At 56.6% G+C, this 24,518-nt stretch carries 24 protein-coding genes; 3 read left to right on the top strand and 21 right to left on the bottom strand.

The window, feature by feature from the left end; translation table 11 throughout:
* Positions 1-30 precede the first annotated feature (30 nt).
* The 5 genes from Q8O73_RS15615 to Q8O73_RS15635 all read right to left on the bottom strand — a co-directional run bounded on the left by Q8O73_RS15615 (position 31) and on the right by Q8O73_RS15635 (position 5,461).
* Positions 31-864, bottom strand: coding sequence for a carbohydrate ABC transporter permease (locus Q8O73_RS15615; RefSeq protein ID WP_305559118.1), 834 nt, complete (start codon positions 862-864; stop codon positions 31-33).
* 7 nt (positions 865-871) lie between these two features.
* Entirely contained in the window at positions 872-1,744 is an 873-nt protein-coding gene (locus Q8O73_RS15620; protein ID WP_305559119.1) for a carbohydrate ABC transporter permease, read from the bottom strand.
* 101 nt (positions 1,745-1,845) lie between these two features.
* Entirely contained in the window at positions 1,846-3,159 is a 1,314-nt protein-coding gene (locus Q8O73_RS15625; RefSeq protein WP_305559120.1) for a sugar ABC transporter substrate-binding protein, read from the bottom strand.
* Between the two features lie 192 nt (positions 3,160-3,351).
* Positions 3,352-4,302: a sugar-binding transcriptional regulator gene (locus Q8O73_RS15630; protein ID WP_305559121.1), complete on the bottom strand. Its 951-nt coding sequence runs from the start codon at positions 4,300-4,302 to the stop codon at positions 3,352-3,354.
* Between the two features lie 139 nt (positions 4,303-4,441).
* Positions 4,442-5,461 (bottom strand): aspartate-semialdehyde dehydrogenase, encoded by a 1,020-nt coding sequence (locus tag Q8O73_RS15635; protein ID WP_305559122.1) that lies wholly within the window; start codon positions 5,459-5,461, stop codon positions 4,442-4,444.
* Between the two features lie 234 nt (positions 5,462-5,695).
* Here Q8O73_RS15635 and Q8O73_RS15640 point away from each other — a divergent pair, with 234 nt between their 5' ends.
* From Q8O73_RS15640 to sigJ, 3 genes are all read left to right on the top strand, one after another.
* Positions 5,696-6,931, top strand: coding sequence for a class I SAM-dependent methyltransferase (locus Q8O73_RS15640; RefSeq protein ID WP_305559123.1), 1,236 nt, complete (start codon positions 5,696-5,698; stop codon positions 6,929-6,931).
* A gap of 104 nt (positions 6,932-7,035) precedes the next feature.
* Positions 7,036-7,470, top strand: coding sequence for a carboxymuconolactone decarboxylase family protein (locus Q8O73_RS15645; protein WP_305559124.1), 435 nt, complete (start codon positions 7,036-7,038; stop codon positions 7,468-7,470).
* Positions 7,471-7,552: 82 nt separating this feature from the next.
* Complete coding sequence (gene sigJ, locus Q8O73_RS15650; protein WP_305559125.1) at positions 7,553-8,440, top strand: RNA polymerase sigma factor SigJ; 888 nt, start codon at positions 7,553-7,555, stop codon at positions 8,438-8,440.
* A 5-nt stretch (positions 8,441-8,445) separates the two neighbouring features.
* Here the strand turns inward: sigJ and Q8O73_RS15655 are convergent, their stop codons facing one another.
* The 16 genes from Q8O73_RS15655 to Q8O73_RS15730 all read right to left on the bottom strand — a co-directional run bounded on the left by Q8O73_RS15655 (position 8,446) and on the right by Q8O73_RS15730 (position 24,492).
* Complete coding sequence (locus Q8O73_RS15655; protein WP_305559126.1) at positions 8,446-10,497, bottom strand: hypothetical protein; 2,052 nt, start codon at positions 10,495-10,497, stop codon at positions 8,446-8,448.
* 170 nt (positions 10,498-10,667) lie between these two features.
* Positions 10,668-11,771 carry a 3-isopropylmalate dehydrogenase gene (leuB, locus tag Q8O73_RS15660; protein ID WP_305559127.1) on the bottom strand — a complete coding sequence of 368 codons (1,104 nt, stop codon included), beginning with the start codon at positions 11,769-11,771 and terminating at the stop codon, positions 10,668-10,670.
* Between the two features lie 103 nt (positions 11,772-11,874).
* A complete protein-coding gene (gene leuD, locus Q8O73_RS15665) occupies positions 11,875-12,486 on the bottom strand; it encodes a 3-isopropylmalate dehydratase small subunit (RefSeq protein WP_305559128.1) in 612 nt (203 codons plus the stop codon).
* Positions 12,487-12,490: 4 nt separating this feature from the next.
* Complete coding sequence (locus tag Q8O73_RS15670) at positions 12,491-12,679, bottom strand: hypothetical protein (protein ID WP_305559129.1); 189 nt, start codon at positions 12,677-12,679, stop codon at positions 12,491-12,493.
* 12 nt (positions 12,680-12,691) lie between these two features.
* Positions 12,692-14,098 carry a 3-isopropylmalate dehydratase large subunit gene (gene leuC, locus Q8O73_RS15675; protein ID WP_305559130.1) on the bottom strand — a complete coding sequence of 469 codons (1,407 nt, stop codon included), beginning with the start codon at positions 14,096-14,098 and terminating at the stop codon, positions 12,692-12,694.
* A 578-nt stretch (positions 14,099-14,676) separates the two neighbouring features.
* Positions 14,677-15,081: a 50S ribosomal protein L19 gene (gene rplS, locus Q8O73_RS15680; RefSeq protein ID WP_305559131.1), complete on the bottom strand. Its 405-nt coding sequence runs from the start codon at positions 15,079-15,081 to the stop codon at positions 14,677-14,679.
* Positions 15,082-15,083: 2 nt separating this feature from the next.
* Positions 15,084-15,800 (bottom strand): tRNA (guanosine(37)-N1)-methyltransferase TrmD, encoded by a 717-nt coding sequence (gene trmD / locus Q8O73_RS15685; RefSeq protein WP_305559132.1) that lies wholly within the window; start codon positions 15,798-15,800, stop codon positions 15,084-15,086.
* A 3-nt stretch (positions 15,801-15,803) separates the two neighbouring features.
* Positions 15,804-16,475, bottom strand: coding sequence for a ribosome maturation factor RimM (rimM, locus tag Q8O73_RS15690; RefSeq protein ID WP_305559133.1), 672 nt, complete (start codon positions 16,473-16,475; stop codon positions 15,804-15,806).
* A gap of 45 nt (positions 16,476-16,520) precedes the next feature.
* Positions 16,521-16,937: a 30S ribosomal protein S16 gene (gene rpsP / locus Q8O73_RS15695; protein ID WP_305559134.1), complete on the bottom strand. Its 417-nt coding sequence runs from the start codon at positions 16,935-16,937 to the stop codon at positions 16,521-16,523.
* A 116-nt stretch (positions 16,938-17,053) separates the two neighbouring features.
* Entirely contained in the window at positions 17,054-18,553 is a 1,500-nt protein-coding gene (gene ffh / locus Q8O73_RS15700) for a signal recognition particle protein (RefSeq protein WP_305559135.1), read from the bottom strand.
* A gap of 241 nt (positions 18,554-18,794) precedes the next feature.
* On the bottom strand, positions 18,795-19,661 hold the full coding sequence (gene panC / locus Q8O73_RS15705; RefSeq protein WP_305559136.1) for a pantoate--beta-alanine ligase: 867 nt from the start codon (positions 19,659-19,661) through the stop codon (positions 18,795-18,797).
* Between the two features lie 16 nt (positions 19,662-19,677).
* Complete coding sequence (panB, locus tag Q8O73_RS15710) at positions 19,678-20,526, bottom strand: 3-methyl-2-oxobutanoate hydroxymethyltransferase (protein ID WP_305559137.1); 849 nt, start codon at positions 20,524-20,526, stop codon at positions 19,678-19,680.
* Positions 20,527-20,663: 137 nt separating this feature from the next.
* Positions 20,664-21,362 (bottom strand): cyclic nucleotide-binding domain-containing protein, encoded by a 699-nt coding sequence (locus Q8O73_RS15715; protein ID WP_305559138.1) that lies wholly within the window; start codon positions 21,360-21,362, stop codon positions 20,664-20,666.
* A 93-nt stretch (positions 21,363-21,455) separates the two neighbouring features.
* On the bottom strand, positions 21,456-21,632 hold the full coding sequence (ccoS, locus tag Q8O73_RS15720) for a cbb3-type cytochrome oxidase assembly protein CcoS (RefSeq protein ID WP_305559139.1): 177 nt from the start codon (positions 21,630-21,632) through the stop codon (positions 21,456-21,458).
* On the bottom strand, positions 21,629-23,989 hold the full coding sequence (locus Q8O73_RS15725) for a heavy metal translocating P-type ATPase metal-binding domain-containing protein (RefSeq protein WP_305559140.1): 2,361 nt from the start codon (positions 23,987-23,989) through the stop codon (positions 21,629-21,631). Before Q8O73_RS15725 ends, ccoS begins: the two co-directional genes overlap by 4 nt.
* Complete coding sequence (locus Q8O73_RS15730; RefSeq protein ID WP_305559141.1) at positions 23,986-24,492, bottom strand: FixH family protein; 507 nt, start codon at positions 24,490-24,492, stop codon at positions 23,986-23,988. Before Q8O73_RS15730 ends, Q8O73_RS15725 begins: the two co-directional genes overlap by 4 nt.
* Between the last annotated feature and the right edge of the window lie 26 nt (positions 24,493-24,518).

Here is a 24,518-nt window from a genome sequence, read left to right on the forward strand (position 1 = left end):
CTTACGATAATTCAAGGGTCCGGCCACAGGCTATTTCACCGCGCCGAAAGTCAAACCGCGCACCAGTTGCTTTTGCGAGAACCAGCCAATAATCAGGATCGGGGCCACCGCCATGGTCGAGGCCGCCGACAATTTCGCCCAGAACAGCCCCTCGGGGCTGGAATAGGACGCGATAAAGGCGGTCAGCGGGGCGGCATCCGATGTGGTCAGGTTCAGGGTCCAGAAGGCCTCGTTCCATGCCAGAATGATATTGAGCAGCATGGTCGATGCGATGCCCGGCACGGCCATCGGCAACAGCACAAAGAGAATTTCCTTGGGCATGGTGGCCCCGTCCATCCGGGCGGCTTCAAGGATGTCTTTGGGGATTTCCTTGAAATAGGTGTAAAGCATCCAGACCATGATCGGCAGGTTCATCAAAAACAGAACCATCATGATGCCAAACCGGTTATCCAGCAGGCCCCAGTCGCGGAACACCAGATAGATCGGCACCAACACCCCGACCGGCGGCATCATTTTGGTCGATAACATCCATAACAGGGCGTTTTTGGTGCGTTTGGTCGGCGAAAATGCCATTGCCCAGGCGCAGGTCACGGCAAAGACCAGCCCAATCAGGGTTGATCCCACCGACAGCACCACAGAATTCATCGCGAATTTGAAATAGTTCGACCGCGCCTGAACCTCGACATAATTGGCAAGGGTCCAGTCGAAATCGAAAAACATCGGCGGCATGCTGATGGCATCCAGTTCCGATTTGAAACTGGTCAGAACCATCCAGAAAATCGGGAAAAAGATCATCAATCCGACCAGCCAGGCAAAGACCGAAAACGCGATATGTTTCAGGGGCGATTTAAAGGTTTTTTCCATTTTCCCCTCATCTGTCCAGATTTTTGCCGATGAGGCGAACCAGAAAGATCGCGACAATATTGGCAAGGATGACCGCAACAATCCCGCCTGCCGATGCCCCGCCAATGTCGTATTGCAACAGGGCCTGGGTATAGACGAGGAAGGCGATATTGGTGGTGGCAAGGCCCGGTCCGCCGCCGGTGGTAACGAAAATTTCGGCAAAGACCGTCAGCAGGAAAATGGTTTCGATCAGGATGACGACCGTAATGGCGCGCCCCAGATGCGGCAGGGTAATGTAAAAGAAAATCGATATCGGCCCGGCCCCGTCCATCTGGGCGGCTTCGCGCTGATCACGATCCAGCGACTGAAGCGCGGTCAGAAGAATGAGAACGGCAAAGGGCAACCATTGCCAAGCGACCATGATGATAATGGCGGTCAGCGGTGCCTCGGAAAACCAGTCAATCGGTTGCAGGCCGAAACTGGTGGCGATCCAGGCGAACATGCCCGATACCGGATGCATCAAAAGATTTTTCCACACCAGCGCATTGACCGTCGGCATGATGAAAAACGGCGCGATGATCAACAGGCGTAAAATACCGCGCCCGAAAATCGCCTGATCCAGCATCAGGCCCAGCAAAATGCCCCCGACCACGGTAATGATCAGGACAGAACCCACCAGTAACAATGTATTGGCAAGAGAGGCAAAAAACGCCGGATCGGTCAGAAAGAAGTAATAATTGTCCAGTCCAGTCCATTCTTCCATTCCCGGCATCAGCAAATTATAGCGCAGGAAGGAAAAATAGATTGTCATGCCCAGCGGCACGATCATCCATAAAAACAGGATGATGATCGATGGTGCCGCCATGATGCGCCCGGTCAGGGTCGAAGACCTTGTTGACATGGTGCGCTCCCTGTTTGCAATCGTGGGACAGGGACCGGAAAGAAGGGTGGCAACGTCTGCCGCCACCCAGGCTCTCAGGTCACGAGGGAGAAGCGATCAGATCAATAATATCCGGCACGCTGCATGGTGCGGTCCGTGCTGGATTGCGCACTGGCAAGGGCATCTTCGATTGAAGACGATCCGCCCAAAGCCGCCGAAAACTGCTGTCCGACCGTGGTGCCAATCCCCTGAAATTCAGGAATGGCGGCAAACTGAACCCCGACATAGGGTTTGGGTTTCAGGGTTGAATTGATCGGATCTGCACTGTCGATTGCCAGCAGGGTTTCATCGGCAAACGGGGCGGCTTCAAGGTATTTCGGGTTGTTATACAGCGAGATGCGCGTGCCCGGCGGGACATTGGCCCAGCCTTCTTTCGATGCGACCAGTTCCAGATATTCCTTGGAGGTTGCCCATGCGATGAATTTCTGGGCGGCCTCAACCTTTTGCGAGCCGGTCGGAATGCCAAGATTCCATGCCCACAACCAGTTGGCACCGGTGCAGGTTTCGGCACAGGGGGCCTCGGTAAAGCCTACCTTGTCGGCAACGGTGGATTCTGCCGGGTTGCTGACAAAGGATGCGGCGACGGTGGCGTCAATCCACATGCCGCATTTGCCCGAATTAAACAGCGACAGGTTTTCGTTAAAGCCGTTCGATGTGGCACCGGGAGGACCATAATTGCCAAGGATATCGACATACATCGACAGGGCGGCTTTCCATTCCGGGCCGTCAAATTCCGGTTTCCATTCCTCGTTAAACAGGCGTGCGCCATAGGCATTGCCCATCGTGGTGATCAGGGCCATGTTTTCGCCCCAGCCCGCCTTGCCGCGCAGGCAAATGCCATAAACACCATTGGCCGGGTCATGCAGTTTTTTGGCGATGTCCAGGGTCTGGTCCCAGGTCAGGCGGTCGGTGATGGTGATGCCCGCCGCCTCGAACAGGTCGGTGCGATACATCATCATCGAACTTTCCGCATAAAACGGTGCAGCATAAAGTTGTCCGTCCTGACTGACGGCGGAACGAATGGCCGGCATGATGTCGGCTTCGTCATAATCCGCACCCAGTTGATCCAGCGGTGCCAGCCAGCCTTTTTCAGACCAGATCGGGACTTCATAGGTGCCAATCGTCATCACGTCATACTGGCCACCCTTGGTGGCGATGTCGGTGGTGACGCGCTGACGCAGGGTGTTTTCTTCCAGCGTGACCCATTCCAGCGAAATATCGGGATGTTTGGCGGTGAAGTCATCCGTCAGCTTTTGCATGCGGATCATATCGCCATTATTGACGGTGGCGATGGTCAGTTTGGTTTGCGCATTGGCAGTGAAAGACACGCCGCCCGCCAGTAACGCACACAGCGCTACGCCCATTACATGTTTCATGATTCCTCCCTAAAGGATTTTGTACCTGTTGGGTAACTGCGCTACCCGTTTTGATCATTTATTCAGTACGTGAACATTAGTTCAATTCAAGGATGGCTTGTCAAACAAATTCGTTGCCGCGCTGCAACACAAAAGCCCGTCAGACAGGCTGACGGGCCGCAGAAAACCGGGTATTCAAACAGCTGTGAAAAATCAGGACAGCAAAGCGATTGCCGTGGCCTCGTCGGTGATCAGGGCGGTGATCAGCTTGCCGGTCATGGCGCCGCGAATCGCTGCCACCTTTTTCTGGCCCTTGGCAACGCCGATGGTGTTTTGCGCCGGGATTTGCAAGGGCGCACTGGTCACCCGGCGATTGACATCATGATCCAGAATGGTGCCATCCCGGTCAAAGGACCAACTGATCAGTTCGCCAATGCCGCCCTTGTCTTGCAGGCTGCGCAATTCTGCCGGGCTGATGAAACCGTCAATAAACAGCGGGGCATCTTCGCCCAGATGCCCAACCCCGACAAACCGGACATCGGCCTTTGCCGCCAGATGCAGGATATTGTCCATCGGCGGCTGTTCCTGAAGGGGCTGGCGCAGGGCGGCGTTGCGCACAATCACTGGAATCGGCAACGGATAATGTGGCGCACGGGTCAGATCGGCCAGTTCGGTGACGGCATCATAAAAACTGGCCGCGCCATCGGTGGCGATGGTCCCGACCAGCGAAACAATTTTATGATGGCGGCCATCAATGCGCTGGGTCTCGTTGACCATGCCGCGCATGGCGCGGCCGGTGCCCAGTGCAATGATTTTTGGATCGGGGGACTGCAAAACACGTTCAAGCTGGGCGGCGGCGGCCTGCGCCATGCCAAACATTGCATCGGGGGCGGCCGGGTCGGTCGGCACCACATCGCAATTTTCCAGCCCGTATCGGTCGCATAATTGCGCGGCCAGTTCCATGCAACGGGCAATCGGATGATCCAGCCGGACCTTGACCAGACCTTCGCTGATCGCGGCGGATACCAGCCGCTGTGCCGACGGGCGCGAGACACCCAGTTTGGTGGCAATTTCATCCTGGGTATTGCCCGCGCAATAATACAGCCATCCGGCACGGGCGGCTTCATCCAGTCTGGCGGCTTCTTTCCGGGTACGCTTGACCATCCCTTTTCCCCGAAATCTGTTTTTATTTGGTTGTTTGCTGTTGCTTGACTAGCGTTTTTTTGCGGGAATGACCAGCAGGAATGAAACAAGCCGCCCGGAAACAGACGGCTTGTTTACGCAACAGACGATCAGGATACCGTCATTTTTTCGGCAGATATTCCGCCGCCAGCATTTCGGCGATCTGCACCGCATTCAGGGCCGCGCCTTTGCGCAGATTGTCGCTGACACACCACAGCGACAGGCCATAGGGTACGGTATTGTCCTTGCGGATGCGGGAAATGAAAACATTGTCCTCGCCCACGACTTCGTGCGGGGTGACATAGCCTTCATCCTGCCGGTGATCGACCACCGAAACACCCGGAAACGCTTTCAATGCCTTGCGGGCTTCTTCGACGGTAACGGGCATTTCAAATTCGATGGTGATGGCCTCGGCATGGCCGACAAAAACCGGGACGCGCACACAGGTGGCATGAACGGCAATATCGGGGTCCAGAATCTTGCGGGTTTCGACCGACATTTTCCATTCTTCGCGCGTGGCACCATCATCCATGAAATCGTCGATATGGGGAATGACGTTAAAGGCGATCTGTTTGGTAAAATGTTCCTTGGTCGGCAGATCGTTGACGTAAATGCCACGGGTCTGGTTGAACAATTCATCCATCGCATCGCGCCCGGCACCCGATACCGATTGATAGGTCGAAACGACCACGCGCTTGACCGGCTGCAAATCATGCAACGGTTTTAACGCCATCACCATCTGGATGGTGGAACAATTCGGATTGGCGATGATGTTCTTTTTGGCATATCCGGCCAGTGCGGCACCATTGATTTCCGGCACGATCAGGGGCACGCCCGGTTCCATGCGAAAGAAGCTGGAATTATCAATGACAACACATCCCGCCGCGGCAGCCTTGGGCGCATATTGTTTGGCGGTGGCACCATCGGCGGCAAACAGGGCGATATCGATTTTTGAAAAATCGAAATGCGCCAGATCGACCACGGTCAGATCCTTGTCGCCACAGGAAACCTCGCTGCCGATGGATCGCGACGAGGCAACGGCAAAGATTTCGTCGGCGGGAAAGTTGCGTTCCGCCAGGGTATTGAGCATTTCGCGCCCGACATTGCCGGTTGCGCCGACAACGGCGATTTTATAGCCCATCAAAAGCCTCTTTCATTCTCGGGGATGCGCCACGCCTGCACCAAAAGGTTTTTGTGCCATACGGGCGGATAATCTTGCCGAGATGTAAGCCCTGAGCCGCCCGGACGCAAGCAAGTCTTGTCGTTTTACCTCTTGAGATTGCATAAAATTGGGTTAATAATCGGTTCCGGTTGGCAGGGGCTGCGTGATTTGCAGCAGGGGATCGCATTTCCGGCATAAAGCTAAGGATTGCAGATGACATACCCGATGACACTGGACTGGAAACAAAAAAAAGTTCTGGATTTCTTTCAGACCCATATCACACGCGGGACACTGGTGTTTCGGGTGGATGGCAAGCACGAAATCGTGCTGGGCGACGGCAATTTGCCCCGCGCCGGGATCACATTGCCCGATTGGGCCGGGACCCTTAAAATGGCGATCAGCCCGGACCCCGGTTTTGGTGAAGTCTATATGCATGGCGGCTTTGATATGACATCCGACGAGCTTGAGGATGTGATCAAGGTGTTGCGCCTGAATTTTGAAGGCGGCCATTCAAAAAGCAGTTTCGGCCCGCTGATCGAACGCATTCAGGCCCTGAAATTCCAGATTGCACAATATACTTCGGTTCGCGCGGCATCGCGCCGGGTGCGGCATCATTATGATATCGGCAATGATCTTTATACCCGGTTCCTTGACCCCGACATGCAATATTCCTGCGCGTTCTGGGATGACGGGGCTCTGACCCTTGAAGAAGCCCAGCACCGCAAAATGAGCCTGACCACCCAGCGCCTGAAAATTGACAGGCCGGGTTTGCGGGTGGTGGATGTCGGTTGTGGCTGGGGCGGGTTAAGCCGCTTTATCCGCCGCCATTCCGGGGCCGAGGTGCATGGCATTACGCTTTCGACCGAACAACTGGCATGGGCGCAGGACCGCAAGGCGGAATTGCCCGCCGAATTTCATCAGGGGCTGGATTACCATTTGATGGATTACCGGCTGTATGCCGATGCCAATGCCGGGCGTTATGACCGGGTGGTGTCGGTCGGGATGTTTGAACATGTCGGGCGTCCGCAATTTCGCACCTATTTTAACAAAATCGCGCAATTGCTGAATGATGGCGGGCGGGCGGTGATCCATACGATCATCAAGCCGCGCCCGGATTTTACCTCGCCGTGGATTGACCGTTATATTTTTCCGGGCGGATATATTCCCGCCGCGCACGAGGTTCTGGCCGCCGCCGAACAGGCGGAATTGCGGGTCGAGGCCTGTCATTTCCATGATGGCAGCAATTATGCCCGCACCCTGATGGCGTGGCGCGACCGTTTCCGGGCAACAATCGATCAGCTTGACCCGCAAAAATATGACAACGAATTCAAACGCATGTGGGAATTTTATCTGGCCGGGTGCATCAATGCCTTTGACGCGGGCGACGGCGGGGGCGGTATGCGGGTCGGCCAATTTGTCTTTACCAAACCCGGTTACCGGCACACATGAAACGGCACAATAATTTTCGGGTGATCCTGTAACAAACGCCATCGCTGTCTCGTCCTGTTTGCAACGGGTGATTTTCACCTTCTGCAAACAGGAAAGATACCGTAATGAGCCGTTTTGAATTTCCCAAAGCCACGCCGAAACTGTTTCAGGCCATGTTGAAACTGGCCGATGCCCTGTCGGATAATGCAGCGATCCCGCCGGTTTTGCGCGATCTGATCGAAATCCGGGTATCGCAAATCAATAATTGTTCCCATTGCCTGCGCATGCATGCCAAAAGTTTTATCGAACATGGCGGCGACACCCGGCAACTGACGATGGTGGCGGTATGGCGCAATGCCAACGGGTTCGATGCGGCGGAACGTGCCGCCCTTGACTGGGCCGAATGCCTGACGCGCAATGCTGACAAGGACACAATTTCGCAAAGCTATCAGAACCTTCTGGCGCATTATGACGTTGCCCTGATTTCCGAAATCTCCTGTATCGTTTCGACGATGAATGCCTGGAACCGGTTGGGGATTGCACAACACGAACTTGCCTGAAAAACGGTTTTTTTGCCGGAATAATCATGATTGGCGATGTGGGTCCTTGCCCGCATCGCCGGTGCCATTTGTGGATTGACCCATGCAGGATGCGATATTCGAGGATCACCGGCCCCGTTTGATGGCGCTGTCTTACCGGATGCTGGGCAGTCATTCCGACGCCGAAGATGCGGTGCAAGATGTCTGGCTGCGCTGGCGTGCCGCCCGGCATGATGAATTGCGCGATGTCACCGGCTGGCTGGTGCGGGTCTGCGGCAATATCTGTCTGGATGTTCTGAAATCCGCCCGGCGGCAACGCGAAACCTATGTCGGGCAATGGTTGCCCGAACCATGGGTGCCCTCCATCCCGCCCGAGGCCGAAGACAACCTGATCCTGCGCGATGATTTGTCGCAGGCCTATCTTTTGATGCTGGAACGGCTTGATCCGGTGGAACGGGTGGCGCTGGTCCTGCATGAAGTGTTCGACTGGAACCACGATGCCATTGCCCCGGTGATCGATCGCACCGCCAACAATGCCCGGCAAATTCTGTTTCGCGCCCGGCGGAAAATGGCGGATGATGTTCCCGGCAGTCCGCTGCGTGCCGCCGATATCATGATGGCCGATCGTGATGATATTGCCGCCTTTGTCGAGGCGTTTGGCAGTGGCGATGTCACCCGGATCATGGCGCATCTGGCCCCGGATGTGACCCTGCATTCCGATGGTGGCGGCAAGGCATCGGCGGCGGTCAACCGGATTTACGGTGCCGATCATGTGGCACGCTTTTTTGCCGGAATCCGGCGCAAGGCCCCGGCGGGGTACATATCGGAAATCGTGCGGGGCGGGGCGGAATATTGGCTGTTATTGCGTATGAAGTCCGGCGAAATGCCGGTAACGGCCATCAGTTTCCGTCAGGATGACACCGGGTTGCATGACATTTTCATTCACCGCAACCCGGATAAAATCGCCCTGTTTGCCCGTCTTGCCGCCTGATCCTGTCAGGGATTGGCGGTAATGCCCAGTCCCAGCAATTCGGCTAGGGCGGGCGGCGGTAATTGCCCGCCTGCAAGGGCACCGATCAGCACAGGCTGTTGCGGGGCAAGGCCGATTTGCAAATGCTGCGGGGTGGCCAGCCATTCCGCCAACTGGCCCAGCGCATCGGCCAGAACCGGGCTTTGGGCAAAGGCCTGCTGGGTTTGCAAAACCGTCATCCCGGCCATCAATTGCATTTCGTCGGGTGCCATACCGTTTTGCAATGATGCCAGACCCAGCATGAAGGGCAGCAATTTTTCGCCCGACACTTCAAGATTGGCTCGGGCAAATTCAAGCTGCGTCATCACAATGATGCCCAGATTGCCAATATCGGCAACCTGCGTGTCGAGCAGGGCATGCATGGTGTCGGCAGGCAAGCCGGCCAGCACCAGTTCCAGTTTTGCCGCCCCGATATCGCGCAGTTCCAGATTGTCGATGGCATAAATATAGGTGCCGTCTTCCGGGTTCCAGACCTGATGCATTGCCATATCAAGGGTCAGAGTGTTGAGGTCGTCGATATCAAGCGTTTCCAAAATCACCGGGTCATTGGCAATCCTGTCGGGAAACCGGATTTTCAGGCCGGAAACCGTGCTATCCAATGACCGTGCATAGGCGAAACCGGCATTGGGTGGCGTTTCAATATCGCCAAATTTCCCGTCCAGAAGATCAATCATGGTGCCGAATTGCTCGTCATCGGAGATGTCGATATCGAGTTTTTCAAGGCGATAGGATTCAAACAGGGGGCGGCCCAGGGGAAAGCCCAGTTCGCCCATCGTCATTTCCTGCATGCGGGCCATTTGCGCCTCGGGATCGTTCAGGCGGCGCGTGGGAAAATGATTGTCCCATAAGGCAATCAGTTCCGGAAAATGGATGCGCCGGACATCCAGTGCCCCGACTTTCAAGGACACAGCCGGGCTTTCTTCAAGGGTGACAAGCCTGAAACCGGCCGCATCAAGTTGCCCCAGAATGCCTGCGTCCAAACCGTTCAGGGCAAATCTGCCAAGGCCAATTTCGCCTTCGGGTACGGTGATTTTCGGGTCTTGCAGGGATACGCTGGCAAAACGGATGGCCTTGATCGCGGCAATCATTTGATCCGGGTCGGGATTGGTTTGCAGATCGCGCCACATATCGGGGGTGATGTCGTGGTTAAAATCGCTGATTTCAATCTGCCCGACAGACATGCCACCACGATTACCACGATCGGCAATTGCCAGCCCGTCAAGACGGGCCATGCCAATGCTGCGCACCGTCAAATCCTTGCCGTCAAAGGCGGCAATATTGACGGTTGTGGTATCGTCAAGTGTCAGCGACAGGTCGGAAAAGGCGATTTCCCGGCACAGGGCGGCGTCGGTGGCATCAATCGTGCTGTCCAGTAACTGGCCGATCAGTTGCACCGGACCGGCACATTCGGCAAACGCGCCCTGGGCCATGTTGCCACTGACCGGTGTGGGGGCGGTTTTGCTGAAATTCCAGTCGGTAACGTTCAGGCTGCCAATCGTGTCATAGCCGATATTGGTGCCGTCCAGCCGGGCAAAGCGGTTTTGATGGACACCGTTTTGCAGGGTGACATCAATGATGTCGGCCTTGCCGGCAACATAACCCTGCGGCATCCATGTGGCGGTGTTGACCTGAACATTTTCAAGGGTGGCCTGCTTCATGGTGATTTTCAGGCCGTTGCGGGTGATGCGCGGATCATCAAGCCGCATTTTTGCGGCAATGCCGCTGCTGCCCGGTGTGATGCCGTAAAAGGCCAGCCAGTCCACGCCGTCAAATTCAATCCGGTCCGCTTCGTAATAGGAACCATCCTGATGGGCCAGTTTGATATTGTTGGCCGACAGGGTGCCACCAAACAGCGACATGCGAAAATCGGAAAATTCCCCGCGTACCTGCGATGCCGGATCGGTCAACGTCGCACGCAACTGGCTCAGCATATAGGCGGGGGCGGCAAAATGCAGACCTGCACCTACCAGTCCGGTGACGACAATCGCCCCGAGAATCAGCTCTTTTCTTCTGCTCATATGTCCGTGCTTTCCGTTGCTGTGTCGCGCAAGGGTATTTTTTTGAGGATTGCTATCCAGTTGTATGGTCTTGCCGCAATCTGTCAAGCACCCTTTCGCAAATGCGGGCAGCAAAAAAGCCGGGTTTCCCCGGCTTTTGACGTCAAAATGTTGCTGATGCGATATCGCAATCAGGCGATTTTGTTCAGTTCGCTGATCACCGATTCACCCATCACGGAGGTTGAAACCCGCGCCATACCCGGCTGCATGATGTCACCGGTGCGCAGGCCACCCTTCAGGACGTTCTGAACGGCGGTTTCGATCATGGTGGCGTCATCACCCATGTCGAACGAATAGCGCAGCATCATGGCAAAGGACAACAAGGTCGCCAGCGGATTGGCAATATCCTGCCCGGCAATGTCCGGGGCCGATCCGTGGACCGGCTCGTACAGCGCACGGCGTTTGCCATTGGCATCTGCCGCGCCCAGCGATGCCGATGGCAACATGCCCAGCGACCCGGTCAGCATGGCGGCACAATCAGACAGAATGTCGCCAAACATGTTGGTGGTGACCATCACGTCGAACTGTTTCGGGTTGCGGACAAGCTGCATGGCAGCATTATCGACATACATATGGCTGACTTCGACTTCGGGGAAATCCTTGGCGACCCGTTCGACCACTTCGCGCCACAGCACGGTGGATTCCAGAACATTGGCCTTGTCAACCGAACACAGGCGTTTGTTGCGCTTCATCGCCATGTCAAAGGCGACACGCGCAATGCGTTCGACTTCGGGTTCGGAATAAATCAGGGTGTTGAAACCAACCCGCACACCGTCGCGTTCTTCGATGCCGCGCGGCTGGCCGAAATAAATGCCGCCGGTCAATTCGCGCAGGATCATGATATCCAGACCCTTGACGACTTCTTCTTTCAGGGTCGATGCCCCGACCAGCGCATCAAAGACCAGTGCCGGGCGCAAATTGGCAAACAGGCCCATTTCCTTGCGGATTTTCAAAAGGCCGCGTTCCGGTTTGATATCAAACGGCAGATTATCCCATTTCGGACCCCCGACCGCGCCCAGCAAAACCGCATCGGCTTCCATCGCCATCGCAAGGGTTTCATCGGTCAGCGGATTGTTGTGGGCGTCAATCGATGCGCCGCCAATCAGGCCTTCGGTAACGTCAAAATTGACACCGCGTTTTTTGGTCATCCAGTCCATAACACGCTGGACCTGACGCATGACTTCGGGGCCGATACCGTCACCGGGCAGCATCAATACTTTTTTGGGGGTACTCATATCCGATACCTTCGCAATGTTATCAGCGCAGACGCGCCGGGCAGGTTATGCGGGACAAAAAGGCGGCGAAAAGAAAAACCCCTTTCGCCGCCGGGAATGAAGATTACAGCGCCAGCCAGGGCTGGCTTGCGGCCCGCTGGGCTTCAAAGGTTTTGATCGCATCGGCCTTTTGCAGCGTCAGGCCAATGTCATCAAGGCCATTCAGCAGGCAATGCTTGCGGAACGGTTCGACATCAAATGTGATGCAACCGCCATCCGGGCCATAAATTTCCTGTTTTTCAAGGTCGATGGTCACGGTGGCGTTGGAACCGCGTTCGGCATCTTCCATCAGTTTGGCGACATCTTCGGCAGGCAACCGGATCGGCAGAATGCCGTTCTTGAAACAGTTGTTATAGAAAATATCGGCAAAGCTGGGGGCGATGATGCAGCGAATGCCAAAATCCAGCAGCGACCACGGCGCATGTTCCCGCGACGAGCCACAGCCGAAATTATCCCCGGAAACGAGGATTTTGGCATTGCGATAGGCCGGTTTGTTCAGCACGAAATCGGGGATTTCATTCCCGTTATCGTCAAAACGCATTTCATCAAACAGGTTCTTGCCAAGACCGGAACGCTTGATGGTCTTGAGAAACTGTTTGGGAATGATCATGTCGGTATCGACATTGATCATCGGCAGTGGTGCGGCCACACCGGTCAGTGTTGTAAACTTGTCCATTGGCTTATCCCTTGCTTCCAAAGTCCCACGCACGTCCGAGGGCCTCGATCAGTTCGTCGGTCGGATCCACGTCATTGGCGACGAAATCCGGCAAATTGATCCCTGCGAGTTGCGGCAGCAATGTGTCAAGAATTGCGGCACGGCCATATCGCAGAACGCCATCTTCATGCATGATCAGGACTGATGCAGACATTGTTGTTTCGCCTTATCCGAGCTTGCGGACATCGGTCAGATGACCGGTGACGGCGGCCGCTGCGGCCATCGCCGGGCTGACCAGATGGGTACGACCACCGCGGCCCTGACGGCCTTCAAAATTGCGGTTGGATGTCGAGGCACAGCGTTCACCCGGTTCCAGACGATCCGGATTCATGGCCAGACACATCGAACAACCCGGTTCGCGCCATTCAAATCCGGCTTCCAGAAAGATTTCATGCAGGCCTTCGGCCTCGGCCTGTTCCTTGACCAGACCCGAACCCGGCACAACCATCGCATTGACATGCCCGGCCACCTTGCGGCCCTTGGCAATCACGGCGGCGGCGCGCAAATCTTCGATGCGGCCATTGGTGCAGGACCCGATAAACACCCGGTCGATGCGGATGTCTTCCATATTGGTGCCTGCGGTCAGGCCCATATAATCGAGCGACCGGGTAATGGCTTTTTTCTTGCCCTCATCGGTCACGTCATCGGGGCCGGGCACCTTGCCGGTCACCGGCACCACGTCTTCGGGGCTGGTGCCCCATGTGACTTGCGGCACCAGATCTTCAGCACTCAGTTCGACGATCTTGTCGTAATGGGCACCATCGTCGGACGGCAGGGTTTTCCAATAGGCAACAGCCTGTTCAAAGGCCGCACCCTTGGGCGCCATCGGGCGGCCCATGATGTAATCGAATGTGGTCTGGTCCGGGGCAATCAGGCCTGCACGTGCACCGGCTTCGATGCTCATATTGCAGACCGTCATGCGGCCTTCCATCGACAGGGCGCGGATCGCCGATCCGGCATATTCGATGACATAGCCGGTGCCGCCCGCCGTCCCGATCTTGCCGATGATGGCAAGGGTGATGTCCTTGGCGGTCACACCGGGCGGAATATCGCCTTCAACCCGCACCAGCATGTTTTTGGCCGGTTTCTGAACCAAAGTCTGGGTGGCAAGAACATGTTCGACTTCGGAGGTGCCGATGCCAAAGGCCAATGACCCGAATGCACCGTGGGTCGAGGTATGCGAATCGCCACACACCATCGTAATCCCCGGCAGGGTAAACCCTTCTTCGGGGCCGACAATATGCACCACACCCTGACGCAAATCATTCATCGGGAAATAATGAATGCCGGTGTCGCGCGCGTTGGTATCAAGGGTTTCAACCTGAATGCGGCTGTCTTCTTCCTTGATGCCCTGCGACCGGTCGGTGGTCGGCACGTTATGATCGGGCACGGCCAGGGTCAGTTCCGGATGAAGCACCTTGCGCCCGGCATTGCGCAGCCCCTCAAAGGCTTGCGGGCTGGTGACTTCATGGACGAGATGGCGGTCAATATAAATCAGGCAGGTTCCGTCATCCTGCCGATCCACCACATGACTTGCCCATATCTTGTCAAAAAGGGTTTTCGGGTTACCCATCTCGACCTCCTCTCTTAATCGATCCGTTTATGCAGCACGGCACACATCAGGGCGGCAGTTTTGGAAAATATTGTCCGGGTCAGGGGGCTGTTATCAGTCGGGCTGATATCGTATCCGCTGATTGCGGTCATGGACCGCCTGTTCCTCCGGTGCGACAGGTTGGCCTGTCTTGCGAAATATTATTATCCAGAAACGCCTGCCCTTGGCCGTTTTTGCCGCGGGACTGCTTTTATACACGCCCGCCCCCAAAGCGCAAGCGCGAGAACGGGTGTTTTTTCGGTCACCGGCACCCCAAAATAGTATTTGGAAAAATCCGGCATCTTTGGGTGGTTGTAAGGGCAAAAAACCCGGACGTCAGGATAAATCATCAATACCTGATATACGGCGTTCTGATAGAAAGACCGCATTGTTTCCGCCAAACAGACCGTGCCGGGCATGAATTTGGGGCGATTCGATAATTGCACGCAAAAAGTGTGTTGCGCATCGGGTCGTCGCCCGGTTTACCGGAGGGGTATGAAAAACGGGCCCGTTTTGCAACGGACCCGTTTGATCTGGCATCTTGCGACCCGGAACGCAGATTATTTCTGGCGTTCAGCGGCCGTCAGTTTGCCTTTGTGGCCGGTGGTCTGTTCGGCGATACGTGCCGACTTACCGGTACGACCACGCAGATAGTACAGTTTCGCACGGCGAACATCGCCACGACGCACGACTTCGATTTTGTCGATGGCCGGGGAATAGTTCTGGAAGATACGCTCGACACCTTCACCCGATGCGATTTTACGCAGGGTAAAGGACGAATTCAGGCCACGGTTTTTACGGGCGATGCAAACGCCTTCAAACTGCTGAATACGGTCACGGGTACCTTCGGTGACTTTCAGGTAAACACGAATGGTGTCACCGGCGTCGAATTCCGGGACTTCGCGTTTGGCGGAGATTTTATCAAGCTGATCTTTTTCGATCTGCTGAATGATAGCATTGGTCATGATTAAACCCTCTTTGGAATACCCCCGGCGACATACTGATCCCACAGATCAGGACGTCGTTCGCGGGTGATTTCTTCTGCCTGTGCGACGCGCCAGGCCTGTACCTTGGCATGATGACCGGAAAGCAGAATTTCCGGCACTTCACGTCCGTTCCAATTGGCCGGGCGCGTAAAATGCGGATATTCAAGCAACCCGGTTTCGAAGCTTTCCTCGTCGATGGAATCGGTTTTGCCGACCACACCGTCGATAAGGCGAATGCACGATTCGATCAGCACCATGGCCGGCAGTTCGCCGCCCATGAGGATGTAATCGCCGATGCTGACCTCTTCGGCCTGATGTTCGTCCAGTACACGCTGGTCGATACCTTCGTAACGACCGCACAACAGGATGACACCCGGCCCCGCTGCCAATTCGCGGCAGCGTTTCTGGTTCAGCATTTTTCCCCGCGGGCTGAGATAGATCAGCGGTAATTCCGGATTGGGCGTCCGGATTTCACGCAGGGCGGCGTCAACGATGTCCGGGCGCATGACCATACCGGCCCCACCCCCGAACGGATTATCGTCAACAGTGCGGTGACGGTCGGTTGCCTGATCGCGGATGTTGATCACATCAAGCGACCATTTCCCGTTTTCCAAAGCCTTCCCTGCCAAAGACTGGCCAAGAGGACCGGGGAACATTTCCGGGAAAAGCGTTGCAACCTTGGCCTGCCACACTGACATCGTTCAGGCCTCCTTTCCGCTGCCGGTCGCGGGTTCCGCGCCTGCCGCATCTGCGGTCACGGCATCAGAGTCGCGGTCGGCCTGAGGATTTTTACGGGAAGGGGGGCGGCGGGTACGATTGCCCGGTCCGTCTTCTTCCTGCAAAAGCCCCTCGGGCGGATTGACTACCAGTTTGCGTTCCGACAGGACCACGTCAGGAACCATTGCCTTGGTAAAGGGCAGAACAACGACTTTTCCCCGGCCTTCTTCCAGTGCGATTTCAATAACATCGCCTGCACCAAAATCGGCCACGCCGCGTACCGTCCCAAACACCGATCCATTCACATGGAACGCTTTCAGGCCGACAAGATCGGCAAGATAAAATTCGTCTTCATCACCCGTTTCGGGCAACGCCTCACGCGGGACATGCAGCCGGGTACCCCGCAGCCGCTCGGCACCATTGCGATCATCGACGCCGTCGATCTTGGCGATCAACTGGTCGCGAACATGTCCGACAGGGGCCAGAGTATATTTCTGTTTCCCTTTGGCGTCGAACAACGGGCCGTAGCTGACCAGATCATCCGGATCAACGGTATAGCTTTTGACGCGGACGGCACCACGCACCCCATGCGGGGCGGTGATCATGCCGACGCAGACAAAAGCGTCGCTGGATTGGGATTTACGGGTTTCAGCCATGTCGGTTCACAGATGTCCAATGTCTGATCAAAGCGTGCGTACGTCTTATTCTTCGCTGGCAGCTTCTTCAGCAGCCGGAGCAGCAGCAGCGGCGGCTGCGGCAGCAGCAGCTTCAGCAGCGTCGGCGGCTTTCTGTTCTTTTTCACGGGTACGTTCCTGGGCTTTCGCCTTCGGAGCGGACTTTTTCGGCTGTTCGGTCGGTTTGAACGCTTCGGCCAGGCCCATCTGGCCCAGGAAACGTGCAACACGATCGGTCGGCTGTGCGCCAACGCCCAGCCAATATTTTACGCGCTCTTCCTTGAAGGTTACGCGGTTACCGGCTTCCTTCGGGAGCATCGGATCATATGTTCCGATTTTCTCGATGAAGCTGCCGTCACGCGGGGCACGGGCGTCCGCAACTACGATACGGTAGTACGGGCGTTTTTTGGCACCGCCACGGGAAAGACGAATCTTGACAGCCATTCGGATCAGTTCCTTTCAGCTTTTTAAACAAGTAGTTCTGGTGTCATGATCCCGAAGGATCATTTTAGTGCGGTTCAATGAACCGTTCGTTCTGGTTCTTGCGAACCGGGTTTTGGCTATTTCTTTTTGCCAAAACCCTGAAATCCCGGCGGCAAACCGCCGCCGCCGCCCAATCCCGGAAACCCGGGCGGAAGACCGCCCCCGGCACCGGGAAAACCTTTGGGAAGGCCACCAGCGGGCATGTCGCCCCCTTGCAGCATGGCCGGGTCCATGTCGGGCATACCGCCGCCCATCATCTTGCCGAACATTCCCTTTTTGCCCATCTTGCCCACCTTTTTGATCATGGTGGCCATGGTCTGATATTGTTTCAGAAGCTTGTTGACATCCTGCACCGACAAACCGCAACCCGCCGCGATCCGCACCTTGCGCGATGCCTTGATCAGCGCCGGGTTTTCGCGTTCTTTCGGGGTCATCGACTGGATGATTGCTTCCTGATGTTTCAGCAATTTCGGGTCGATCTTGGTCTGTGCCATCTGTTTTTTCAGACCGCCCATACCGGGCAACATCCCCATGATGCCCGACAGATCACCCATTTTCTGAAGCTGTTTAAGCTGCGACAGAAGGTCATTGAGGTCAAACTGACCCTTTGACAGCTTCTTCGCCATTTTCTCGGCGTCTTCTTTTTCGATCGTCTCGGCGGCGCGTTCGACAAGGCTGACAACGTCGCCCATGCCCAGAATGCGTCCGGCCAGACGGTCCGGATGGAAGGGTTCCATCTCGGTGATTTTTTCACCAACGCCCAGCATCTTGATCGGGCAGCCGGTGATTTTGCGCATCGACAGGGCGGCACCGCCACGGGCATCGCCATCCACACGGGTCAGAACGATGCCGGTCACGCCGACCTTGTCGGCGAATTCCTTGGCGACATTGACCGCATCCTGACCGGTCATCGCATCGGACACCAGCAGGGTTTCGGCCGGATTGACGGCATCGCGGATCTGCGCGACTTCGCTCATCAATTCCATGTCGATATGCAGGCGACCGGCGGTATCAAGGATAACGACGTCAAACCCTTCGCGCCGACCCATATCCATGGCGCGCTTGGCAATCGCCACCGGCTTTTCGCCCATGATGATTGGCAGGGACGCCAGACCGTTATCATCGGCCAGAATTTTCAATTGCTGCTGGGCGGCCGGGCGATAAACGTCCAGCGATGCCAGCAAAACCTTTTTGTTGCGCTTGCCGGTCAGATGCAGGGCAATCTTGGCCGAACTGGTGGTTTTACCCGATCCCTGCAAACCGACCATCAGGATCGGCACCGGGGCGACGGCGGCCAGATTGATATCCTCGCCTTCGCCCAGCATGTTTTTCAGTTCGTCATGAACGATCTTGACGACCATCTGACCCGGCGTGACCGAGCGCAAAACATCCTGACCAACCGCCCGTTCGGTGGCATTGGCGATGAATTCCTTAACGACCGGCAAGGCAACGTCAGCCTCAAGCAAGGCGACACGCACCTCGCGCATGGCTTCCCGTACGTCGGATTCCTTTAACGCGCCGCGTTTCCGCAGTTTGTCAAAAACCCCGCCAAGACGATCGCTTAGTCCTTCAAACATCCGTCATCCCGTCTGTTTTTCCGGCTTTTCCACCGAGCACGCACAAAATAAATTAACCCAGTGCCCGATTCTCGGGGACTGGGGGAGTCATCCCGCCGGGACGACCAAGTGCGTGGTGTTTAATGGACAGGGTCGGCAGAGTCAAGCGCAATCGGGTGCCAAGGCGCGGCATTCCGGGCTTTTGCCCGAATGTTTCCGATCATCGCATTGCAATCGGCGATTCTGCTATCTGCCGGGACTTTTATCCGACAGATTGCGGCGGCGTTATCGCCAGATTGTCAATCAGCCGGGCCTTGCCCAGACGGGCGGCAACAAAAATGCGGGCCGGGCGGGCAAGGGTGCCGGTGACCGGTTGCAGGTTTTCGGCATCACGGATTTCAAGATAATCAATCTCGCCAAACCCGGCGGCCTTAATATCGGCCTTGCCCTGTGTGATCAGGGGGTCAATCAGATTGCCCCGGTTTGCCGCCGTGGCAATGTCTTGCAGGACATGATGCAGGGTCGGGGCGATGGCGCGTTCCTGTGCGGTCAGATACCGGTTGCGCGATGACATCGCCAGACCATCGGCCTCACGATGGATGGGGGCGCCGATAATATCGACCGGGATGTTCAGATCGGCAACAAAACGCCGGATCACCATTAATTGCTGATAATCCTTTTCGCCAAACAGGGCGCAATCGGGCAGGGCCTGTAACAGCAATTTGGTGACGATCAGCGCCATGCCGTCAAAATGGCCGGGCCGGGTTGCCCCGCACAACACATTGGTCAGGCCTTCGACATGGATGCTGGTGGCGAAATGGTCCGGATACATTTCGCTGACATTAGGCGCGAAACACATCTCGACCCCGGCGGCATCCAGTCGGGCCTGATCATCGGGCAGGGTGCGGGGATAGGCCGCGAAATCTTCGTTCGGGCCAAACTGCGCCGGATTGACGAAAATACTGACGACCACACGGTCGGCGTGGCGGCGGGCCAGATCGGTCAGGCTGATATGGCCCTGATGCAGGGCACCCATGGTTGGCACCAGCGCAACCCGCAGGCCTTCGGCACGCCAACCGGCAATGATTGCGCGCATTTCTGCAACGCTGTGAACGGTTTTCAGGGTCATGGACCGTATTCGCTGCTTATTTCACGGCGCGGAGAGGGCCGGTTTTGGGAATGCCAAAGCAATGTTCCTCACCGGGAAACTGGCGGGCCCGAACTTCGGCGGCATAGGTTGCGGCGGCGTCCGATATCTGATCGCCCAGATTGGCATAGCGTTTGACGAATTTCGGGGTGAAATCCGAAAACAGCCCCAGAATATCCTCGGTCACCAGAACCTGCCCGTCGCAGGCCACCGATGCCCCGATGCCGATGGTCGGAATATCGATTTCGGCGGTGATCTGGTGGGCGACAGCCTCGACCGTGCCTTCGATCACTACGGCAAAGGCCCCGGCACGGGCAATGGCGCGGGCATCTTCGATCAGGCGGGCAGCGGCGGCATCATCGCGGCCCTGACTTTTGAAACCGCCCATGGTGTTGACCTGTTGCGGCATCAGGCCGATATGCGCCATCACCGGAATGCCACGGCCCTGCAAAAACGCGATGGTGTCGGCCATTTCAGCGCCACCTTCAAGTTTGACGGCCGCACAGCCGGTTTCGGCCATGATGCGGGCGGCGGTGCGAAACGCCTGTTCCCGTGATTCCTGATAACTGCCAAAAGGCAGGTCGATGACCACGCAGGCATGCTTGCTGCCGCGCATCACGGCAAGGCCATGATTGATCATCATATCGACGGTGACGGCCAATGTGCTGTCCATGCCGTAAACCACCATGCCCAGCGAATCCCCGACCAGCAACAGGTCGCAATGCGGGTCAAGGCGCTGCGCCATGGGCGCGGTATAGGCGGTCAGGCAGACAATCGGATCGCCACCCTTGCGGGCACGAAGGGCAGGAACCGTGATGCGGCCCTGTTTGTTCTTGGTGGCACTCATGACGTTTCTCCCCCGGATATTACCGGTGCTTGGGGGCCGGAACGCAGTCCGGCTCTGGGTCATGTTTACAATATGATGACGCCGGGCGGGAAATGTTTTTTCGCAGTTGCAAAAATCATGGTCCGAAAAACCCGGTTTTAAAGCCCTTCGGCCAGATCTTCGAGCATACCCATGCCAATGGCTTCGATATGTTTGTTGTCTTTCAGCACAATTGTGGATTCTTTTTTCAATTGTGTCAGGGTCCGCGACACGGTTTCAATCGTCAGGCCCAGATAATCGGCAATGTCGGACCGGCTCATCGGGACTTCGATCAAATCTTCGTCGGCACCGCGATGATGCTGACGGCGGGCCAACATCAACAGGAACGACGCAACCTTTTCCTTGGCGGTCTTGCGGCCCAGCAACAACATCTGGTCCTGGGCGGCGGCCAGTTCATCAACCGCCATGCCCAACATGCGTTTTTCAAGGCGCGGATATTCGTCAAACAGCTTTTCCAGCTTTTGCCGGGAAAACCGGCAGGCGGTTACCGGCTCAATCGCTTCGGCGGTATAGCTGTAGGTTTCATTAAGGGCGAGGCCCAGAAAATCCCCGGCAAACAGAAAGCCGGTAATCTGTCGGCGGCCATCGCCCAGCAATTTGTAAAGCTTGACCGAGCCGGACGTGACGTTGAACACGTAATCGGCGGTTTCGGTTTCATGGAAAATGGTGCTGTGACCGTCGTACTGAACATGGGTCAGTATCTGGCGCAGACGGGTATGTTCTTCGCCCTGCAAGGAGGAACAGAATGTCAGTTCCTTGATATCACAGGCCTCGCAGAGTTGGGACCGAACCGCCATATTATCCTCCGGAGACCGAAAAAGTTGCACATTCACAAACTGGAATTACTTTAGACGATCCCGATATGATGTGACAAGCAGATCAGGCCATCCTCATTTTTTTTCGGACGGTTTTTTATCGGGGTGATCCAGATCATCATCGAACAGGATACGATTAGCCGCCCCTTCCATATCGTCAAATTGCCCGGATTTCAAGGACCACAAAAAGGCCGCCAGACCCAAAAGGCCCAGAAACAGGGCGACGGGGATCAACAGCAACAGATTGCTCATGACGGTTTTTTCCAGTTCAGGCGCAGGGCATTGGCAATCACCACCAGCGACGATGTTGACATGGCGATGGCGGCAATCAGCGGTGTGACCATACCACCGACAGCCAGCGGGATGGTGATTATATTGTAAGCAAAGGACAATCCGAAATTCTGCCGCACCAGCCGGTCGGCAAAGCGTGCGGTGTCAAACGCCTCGACCACCGCGCCCAGCCGGTCGCCCTGAAAGACGATATCGGCGGTGATCTGGCTGATCTCGGCGGCGGTGGCAGGGGAAACGGAGACATGGGCGGCGGCAAGGGCGGGGGCATCATTAATGCCATCCCCGACCATCAAATCCTTTTTGCCCATATCGGCGCGCCGGGTGATTTCATCGGCCTTTTGCGCCGGGGAAAATCCGGCGTGCCAGTCGGCAATGCCGACTGTTGCGGCCAGATCGGCGACGGTTTCCGGGCGGTCGCCGGAAATCAGGGTGACCGTCAAATCGCGGGATTTCAGGCGGGCAACGGTTTGTGTGGCATCCGGGCGTGGCTGATCGCGAAAGCCAAACCGCACCGCCTTGCCATCGGGTGGCAACAACCATAATTCCGGCCCGGTCTGGTTTGCATCGGCTGTTTTTGCAATGTCGCAAAAGGCACGATTGCCCAGCTTTGTTTCCCCCTCGATCCCGGTTTTGCGCAGGCCCAATCCGGGATGTTCGGTGACACCTGCCGCCGGAACAACATCGGGTGCGGCCAGACACAGGGCACGCGACAGCGGGTGGGTGCTGTTCGCCGCAAGACTGGCGGCCAGTCGCAGGGATCTGGAATCGGGATGATCAACCAGTTCGGGGCGTCCAATGGTCAGGGTGCCGGTTTTGTCAAACACCACGCCGTCAATTTGCGTCAACCGTTCCAGCGCGGTCGCCGATTTGACCAGAATGCCCGATTTCAACAGGCGGCCGGTCGCCACCACCTGCACCACCGGTACGGCAAGGGCCAATGCACAGGGGCAGGTGATGATCAGAACGGCAATCGCATTCATCAGGGCATCCTGCCAGCCGATCCCGCCCCACAGCCACCAGCCCAGAAACGTGATGGCCGACAGAAAATGCACAACCGGCGCATAGGATTTTGCCACCCGGTCGGCAATCGCAACATAACGTGCCCGGCCCTGTTCGGCATTTTCCATCAGGCGGACAATTTCCGATAACAGCGTTGCCTCGCCGGTGGCTGTCACCCGAATGCGAATCGGGGCCGACAAATTGACCGTTCCGGCAAAAACCCGGGTGCCGCGGGTGGCAACTGCCGGGATGCTTTCGCCGGTGATGATGCTGGTATCGATGTCCGATTGACCATCAATGATGTCGCCATCAATGCCGATGCGTTCGCCCGCTGCGACCAGAACCACCATGCCCGGTTGTGCCTTTTGCGGGGCCAGCAGGCTTCTGGTGCCGTCTTGGGCCAGAACCGTGATCGACCGGGCATTGAGCGACAGCAGATGTTCGGCGGCGGATCGGGCCTGCCCGCGGGCGCGACTGTCCAGATACCGCCCGATCAACAGGAAAAACAGCAAGGTCAGGGCGGAATCAAAATAGGCGTGCGGCGCACTGCGCATGGTTTCGGCCAGACTCATGGCAAGGGCCAGAATAACCCCCAGCGTGATCGGCACATCCATATTGACCCGGCGATTGCGGATTGCACCAATCGCCGACCGTAAAAAAGGCCGCCCGGCATAGGCCGCCGCAGGCAGGGCGATCAGGGCGGAAATCCAGTGAAACAGATCGCGGGTCGCCCCGCCCATGCCCTGAAAATACCCGGCCCACACCGATACCGACAGCAACATGACATTACCGGCGGCAAAACCGGCAACCGCCAGACAGCGCAGCAATTCACGATTGCGCTGATCGGATGCCTGTTCAAGGGCGGCCGGGTCAAACGGCACCAGCCGGTATCCCATCTGCAAAACCGGATGAATGAGGGTGTCGATATCCGATGCCGCCCCGCGCCATGCCAGATGCAGGCGGCGGGTTGTCATATTGACCCGTGCCTTTTCCACGCCCGGCTGACGCGCCAGCAAGGCCTCGATCAACCAGACACAGGCCGCACAATGAATGCCATCAACCATCATGTCGATCTGGCAGATACCACTGTCATCAACACGCACCAGATCACTGAAATCAAAGGCGGTGGTGGCGTCGTCGTCGGGTTTTAACGGGCGGATTTTCGGGTCAATACTGCGCCGGTTATAATAGGAATCCAGCCCCATATCGCCCAGCAATTCATACGCGCCCGCACATCCCTGACAACAGAAATCAGGTTTGGCCGGTGACCGGGCGCTGACCGGATCGCCGCAATGACGGCAGGCGGTGATCGCGTTCATTCGGTGATCAGAATATCTTCGACTGTCTGGTAATCATCGCCCATGGCATGGGCGATCAGGCGCATTTGCCAGCGACCATACACGGCAAAATGCGCACTGGTGCGATATTCACCCGGCGCAATTTCCACCAACGGCACCGTCTGATCCAGATTGTCGCGGTCCTGACGGGTCAGAACCGCCTGCATTTTGGCCCCGGTGATCGGGTTGCTGTCGCGGTCGCGAAACAGGACGGTGATGGTGGCATTGTTATTGAGGATGCCGGAAACCGTGGTCTTGCTGCGCCAGCCCAGTTCGGCCTGCCGCTGGGCGCCGGACATGGCGGCATTGTAATTATTGCCTTCTTCAAACGCCTTTTTGGTCACAAGACCATTCCAGCTGGTCATCGAAAACGTGATCAGCGAAATATTGGCAACCAGCATGACGGCAAAGCCGCCGACAAAATACCACGGAATCAGACGATCCGATTTGCGCTTGTCAGACAGGTTCGGGGCGGCGGGGCTCATATTGGGTTCTCCGGATGACGTTTCAG

It is taken from the genome of Thalassospira sp. (assembly GCF_030690045.1).
GTDB lineage: Bacteria > Pseudomonadota > Alphaproteobacteria > Rhodospirillales > Thalassospiraceae > Thalassospira.

Excerpts from the sequence above, each read along its gene's own strand:
- leuB (WP_305559127.1), bottom strand. The coding sequence starts at position 11,771 with ATGAGTACCCCCAAAAAAGTATTGATGCTGCCCGGTGACGGTATCGGC.
- ccoS (WP_305559139.1), bottom strand. The coding sequence starts at position 21,632 with ATGAGCAATCTGTTGCTGTTGATCCCCGTCGCCCTGTTTCTGGGCCTT.
- ffh (WP_305559135.1), bottom strand. The coding sequence starts at position 18,553 with ATGTTTGAAGGACTAAGCGATCGTCTTGGCGGGGTTTTTGACAAACTG.
- rplS (WP_305559131.1), bottom strand. The coding sequence starts at position 15,081 with ATGACCAATGCTATCATTCAGCAGATCGAAAAAGATCAGCTTGATAAA.
- sigJ (WP_305559125.1), top strand. The coding sequence starts at position 7,553 with ATGCAGGATGCGATATTCGAGGATCACCGGCCCCGTTTGATGGCGCTG.
- Q8O73_RS15640 (WP_305559123.1), top strand. The coding sequence starts at position 5,696 with ATGACATACCCGATGACACTGGACTGGAAACAAAAAAAAGTTCTGGAT.
- panB (WP_305559137.1), bottom strand. The coding sequence starts at position 20,526 with ATGAGTGCCACCAAGAACAAACAGGGCCGCATCACGGTTCCTGCCCTT.
- panC (WP_305559136.1), bottom strand. The coding sequence starts at position 19,661 with ATGACCCTGAAAACCGTTCACAGCGTTGCAGAAATGCGCGCAATCATT.
- Q8O73_RS15630 (WP_305559121.1), bottom strand. The coding sequence starts at position 4,302 with ATGGTCAAGCGTACCCGGAAAGAAGCCGCCAGACTGGATGAAGCCGCC.
- Q8O73_RS15620 (WP_305559119.1), bottom strand. The coding sequence starts at position 1,744 with ATGTCAACAAGGTCTTCGACCCTGACCGGGCGCATCATGGCGGCACCA.
- Q8O73_RS15615 (WP_305559118.1), bottom strand. The coding sequence starts at position 864 with ATGGAAAAAACCTTTAAATCGCCCCTGAAACATATCGCGTTTTCGGTC.
- Q8O73_RS15645 (WP_305559124.1), top strand. The coding sequence starts at position 7,036 with ATGAGCCGTTTTGAATTTCCCAAAGCCACGCCGAAACTGTTTCAGGCC.
- leuD (WP_305559128.1), bottom strand. The coding sequence starts at position 12,486 with ATGGACAAGTTTACAACACTGACCGGTGTGGCCGCACCACTGCCGATG.
- trmD (WP_305559132.1), bottom strand. The coding sequence starts at position 15,800 with ATGTCAGTGTGGCAGGCCAAGGTTGCAACGCTTTTCCCGGAAATGTTC.
- Q8O73_RS15655 (WP_305559126.1), bottom strand. The coding sequence starts at position 10,497 with ATGAGCAGAAGAAAAGAGCTGATTCTCGGGGCGATTGTCGTCACCGGA.
- Q8O73_RS15725 (WP_305559140.1), bottom strand. The coding sequence starts at position 23,989 with ATGAACGCGATCACCGCCTGCCGTCATTGCGGCGATCCGGTCAGCGCC.
- Q8O73_RS15625 (WP_305559120.1), bottom strand. The coding sequence starts at position 3,159 with ATGAAACATGTAATGGGCGTAGCGCTGTGTGCGTTACTGGCGGGCGGC.
- Q8O73_RS15670 (WP_305559129.1), bottom strand. The coding sequence starts at position 12,679 with ATGTCTGCATCAGTCCTGATCATGCATGAAGATGGCGTTCTGCGATAT.
- rimM (WP_305559133.1), bottom strand. The coding sequence starts at position 16,475 with ATGGCTGAAACCCGTAAATCCCAATCCAGCGACGCTTTTGTCTGCGTC.
- Q8O73_RS15730 (WP_305559141.1), bottom strand. The coding sequence starts at position 24,492 with ATGAGCCCCGCCGCCCCGAACCTGTCTGACAAGCGCAAATCGGATCGT.
- Q8O73_RS15715 (WP_305559138.1), bottom strand. The coding sequence starts at position 21,362 with ATGGCGGTTCGGTCCCAACTCTGCGAGGCCTGTGATATCAAGGAACTG.
- rpsP (WP_305559134.1), bottom strand. The coding sequence starts at position 16,937 with ATGGCTGTCAAGATTCGTCTTTCCCGTGGCGGTGCCAAAAAACGCCCG.
- Q8O73_RS15635 (WP_305559122.1), bottom strand. The coding sequence starts at position 5,461 with ATGGGCTATAAAATCGCCGTTGTCGGCGCAACCGGCAATGTCGGGCGC.
- leuC (WP_305559130.1), bottom strand. The coding sequence starts at position 14,098 with ATGGGTAACCCGAAAACCCTTTTTGACAAGATATGGGCAAGTCATGTG.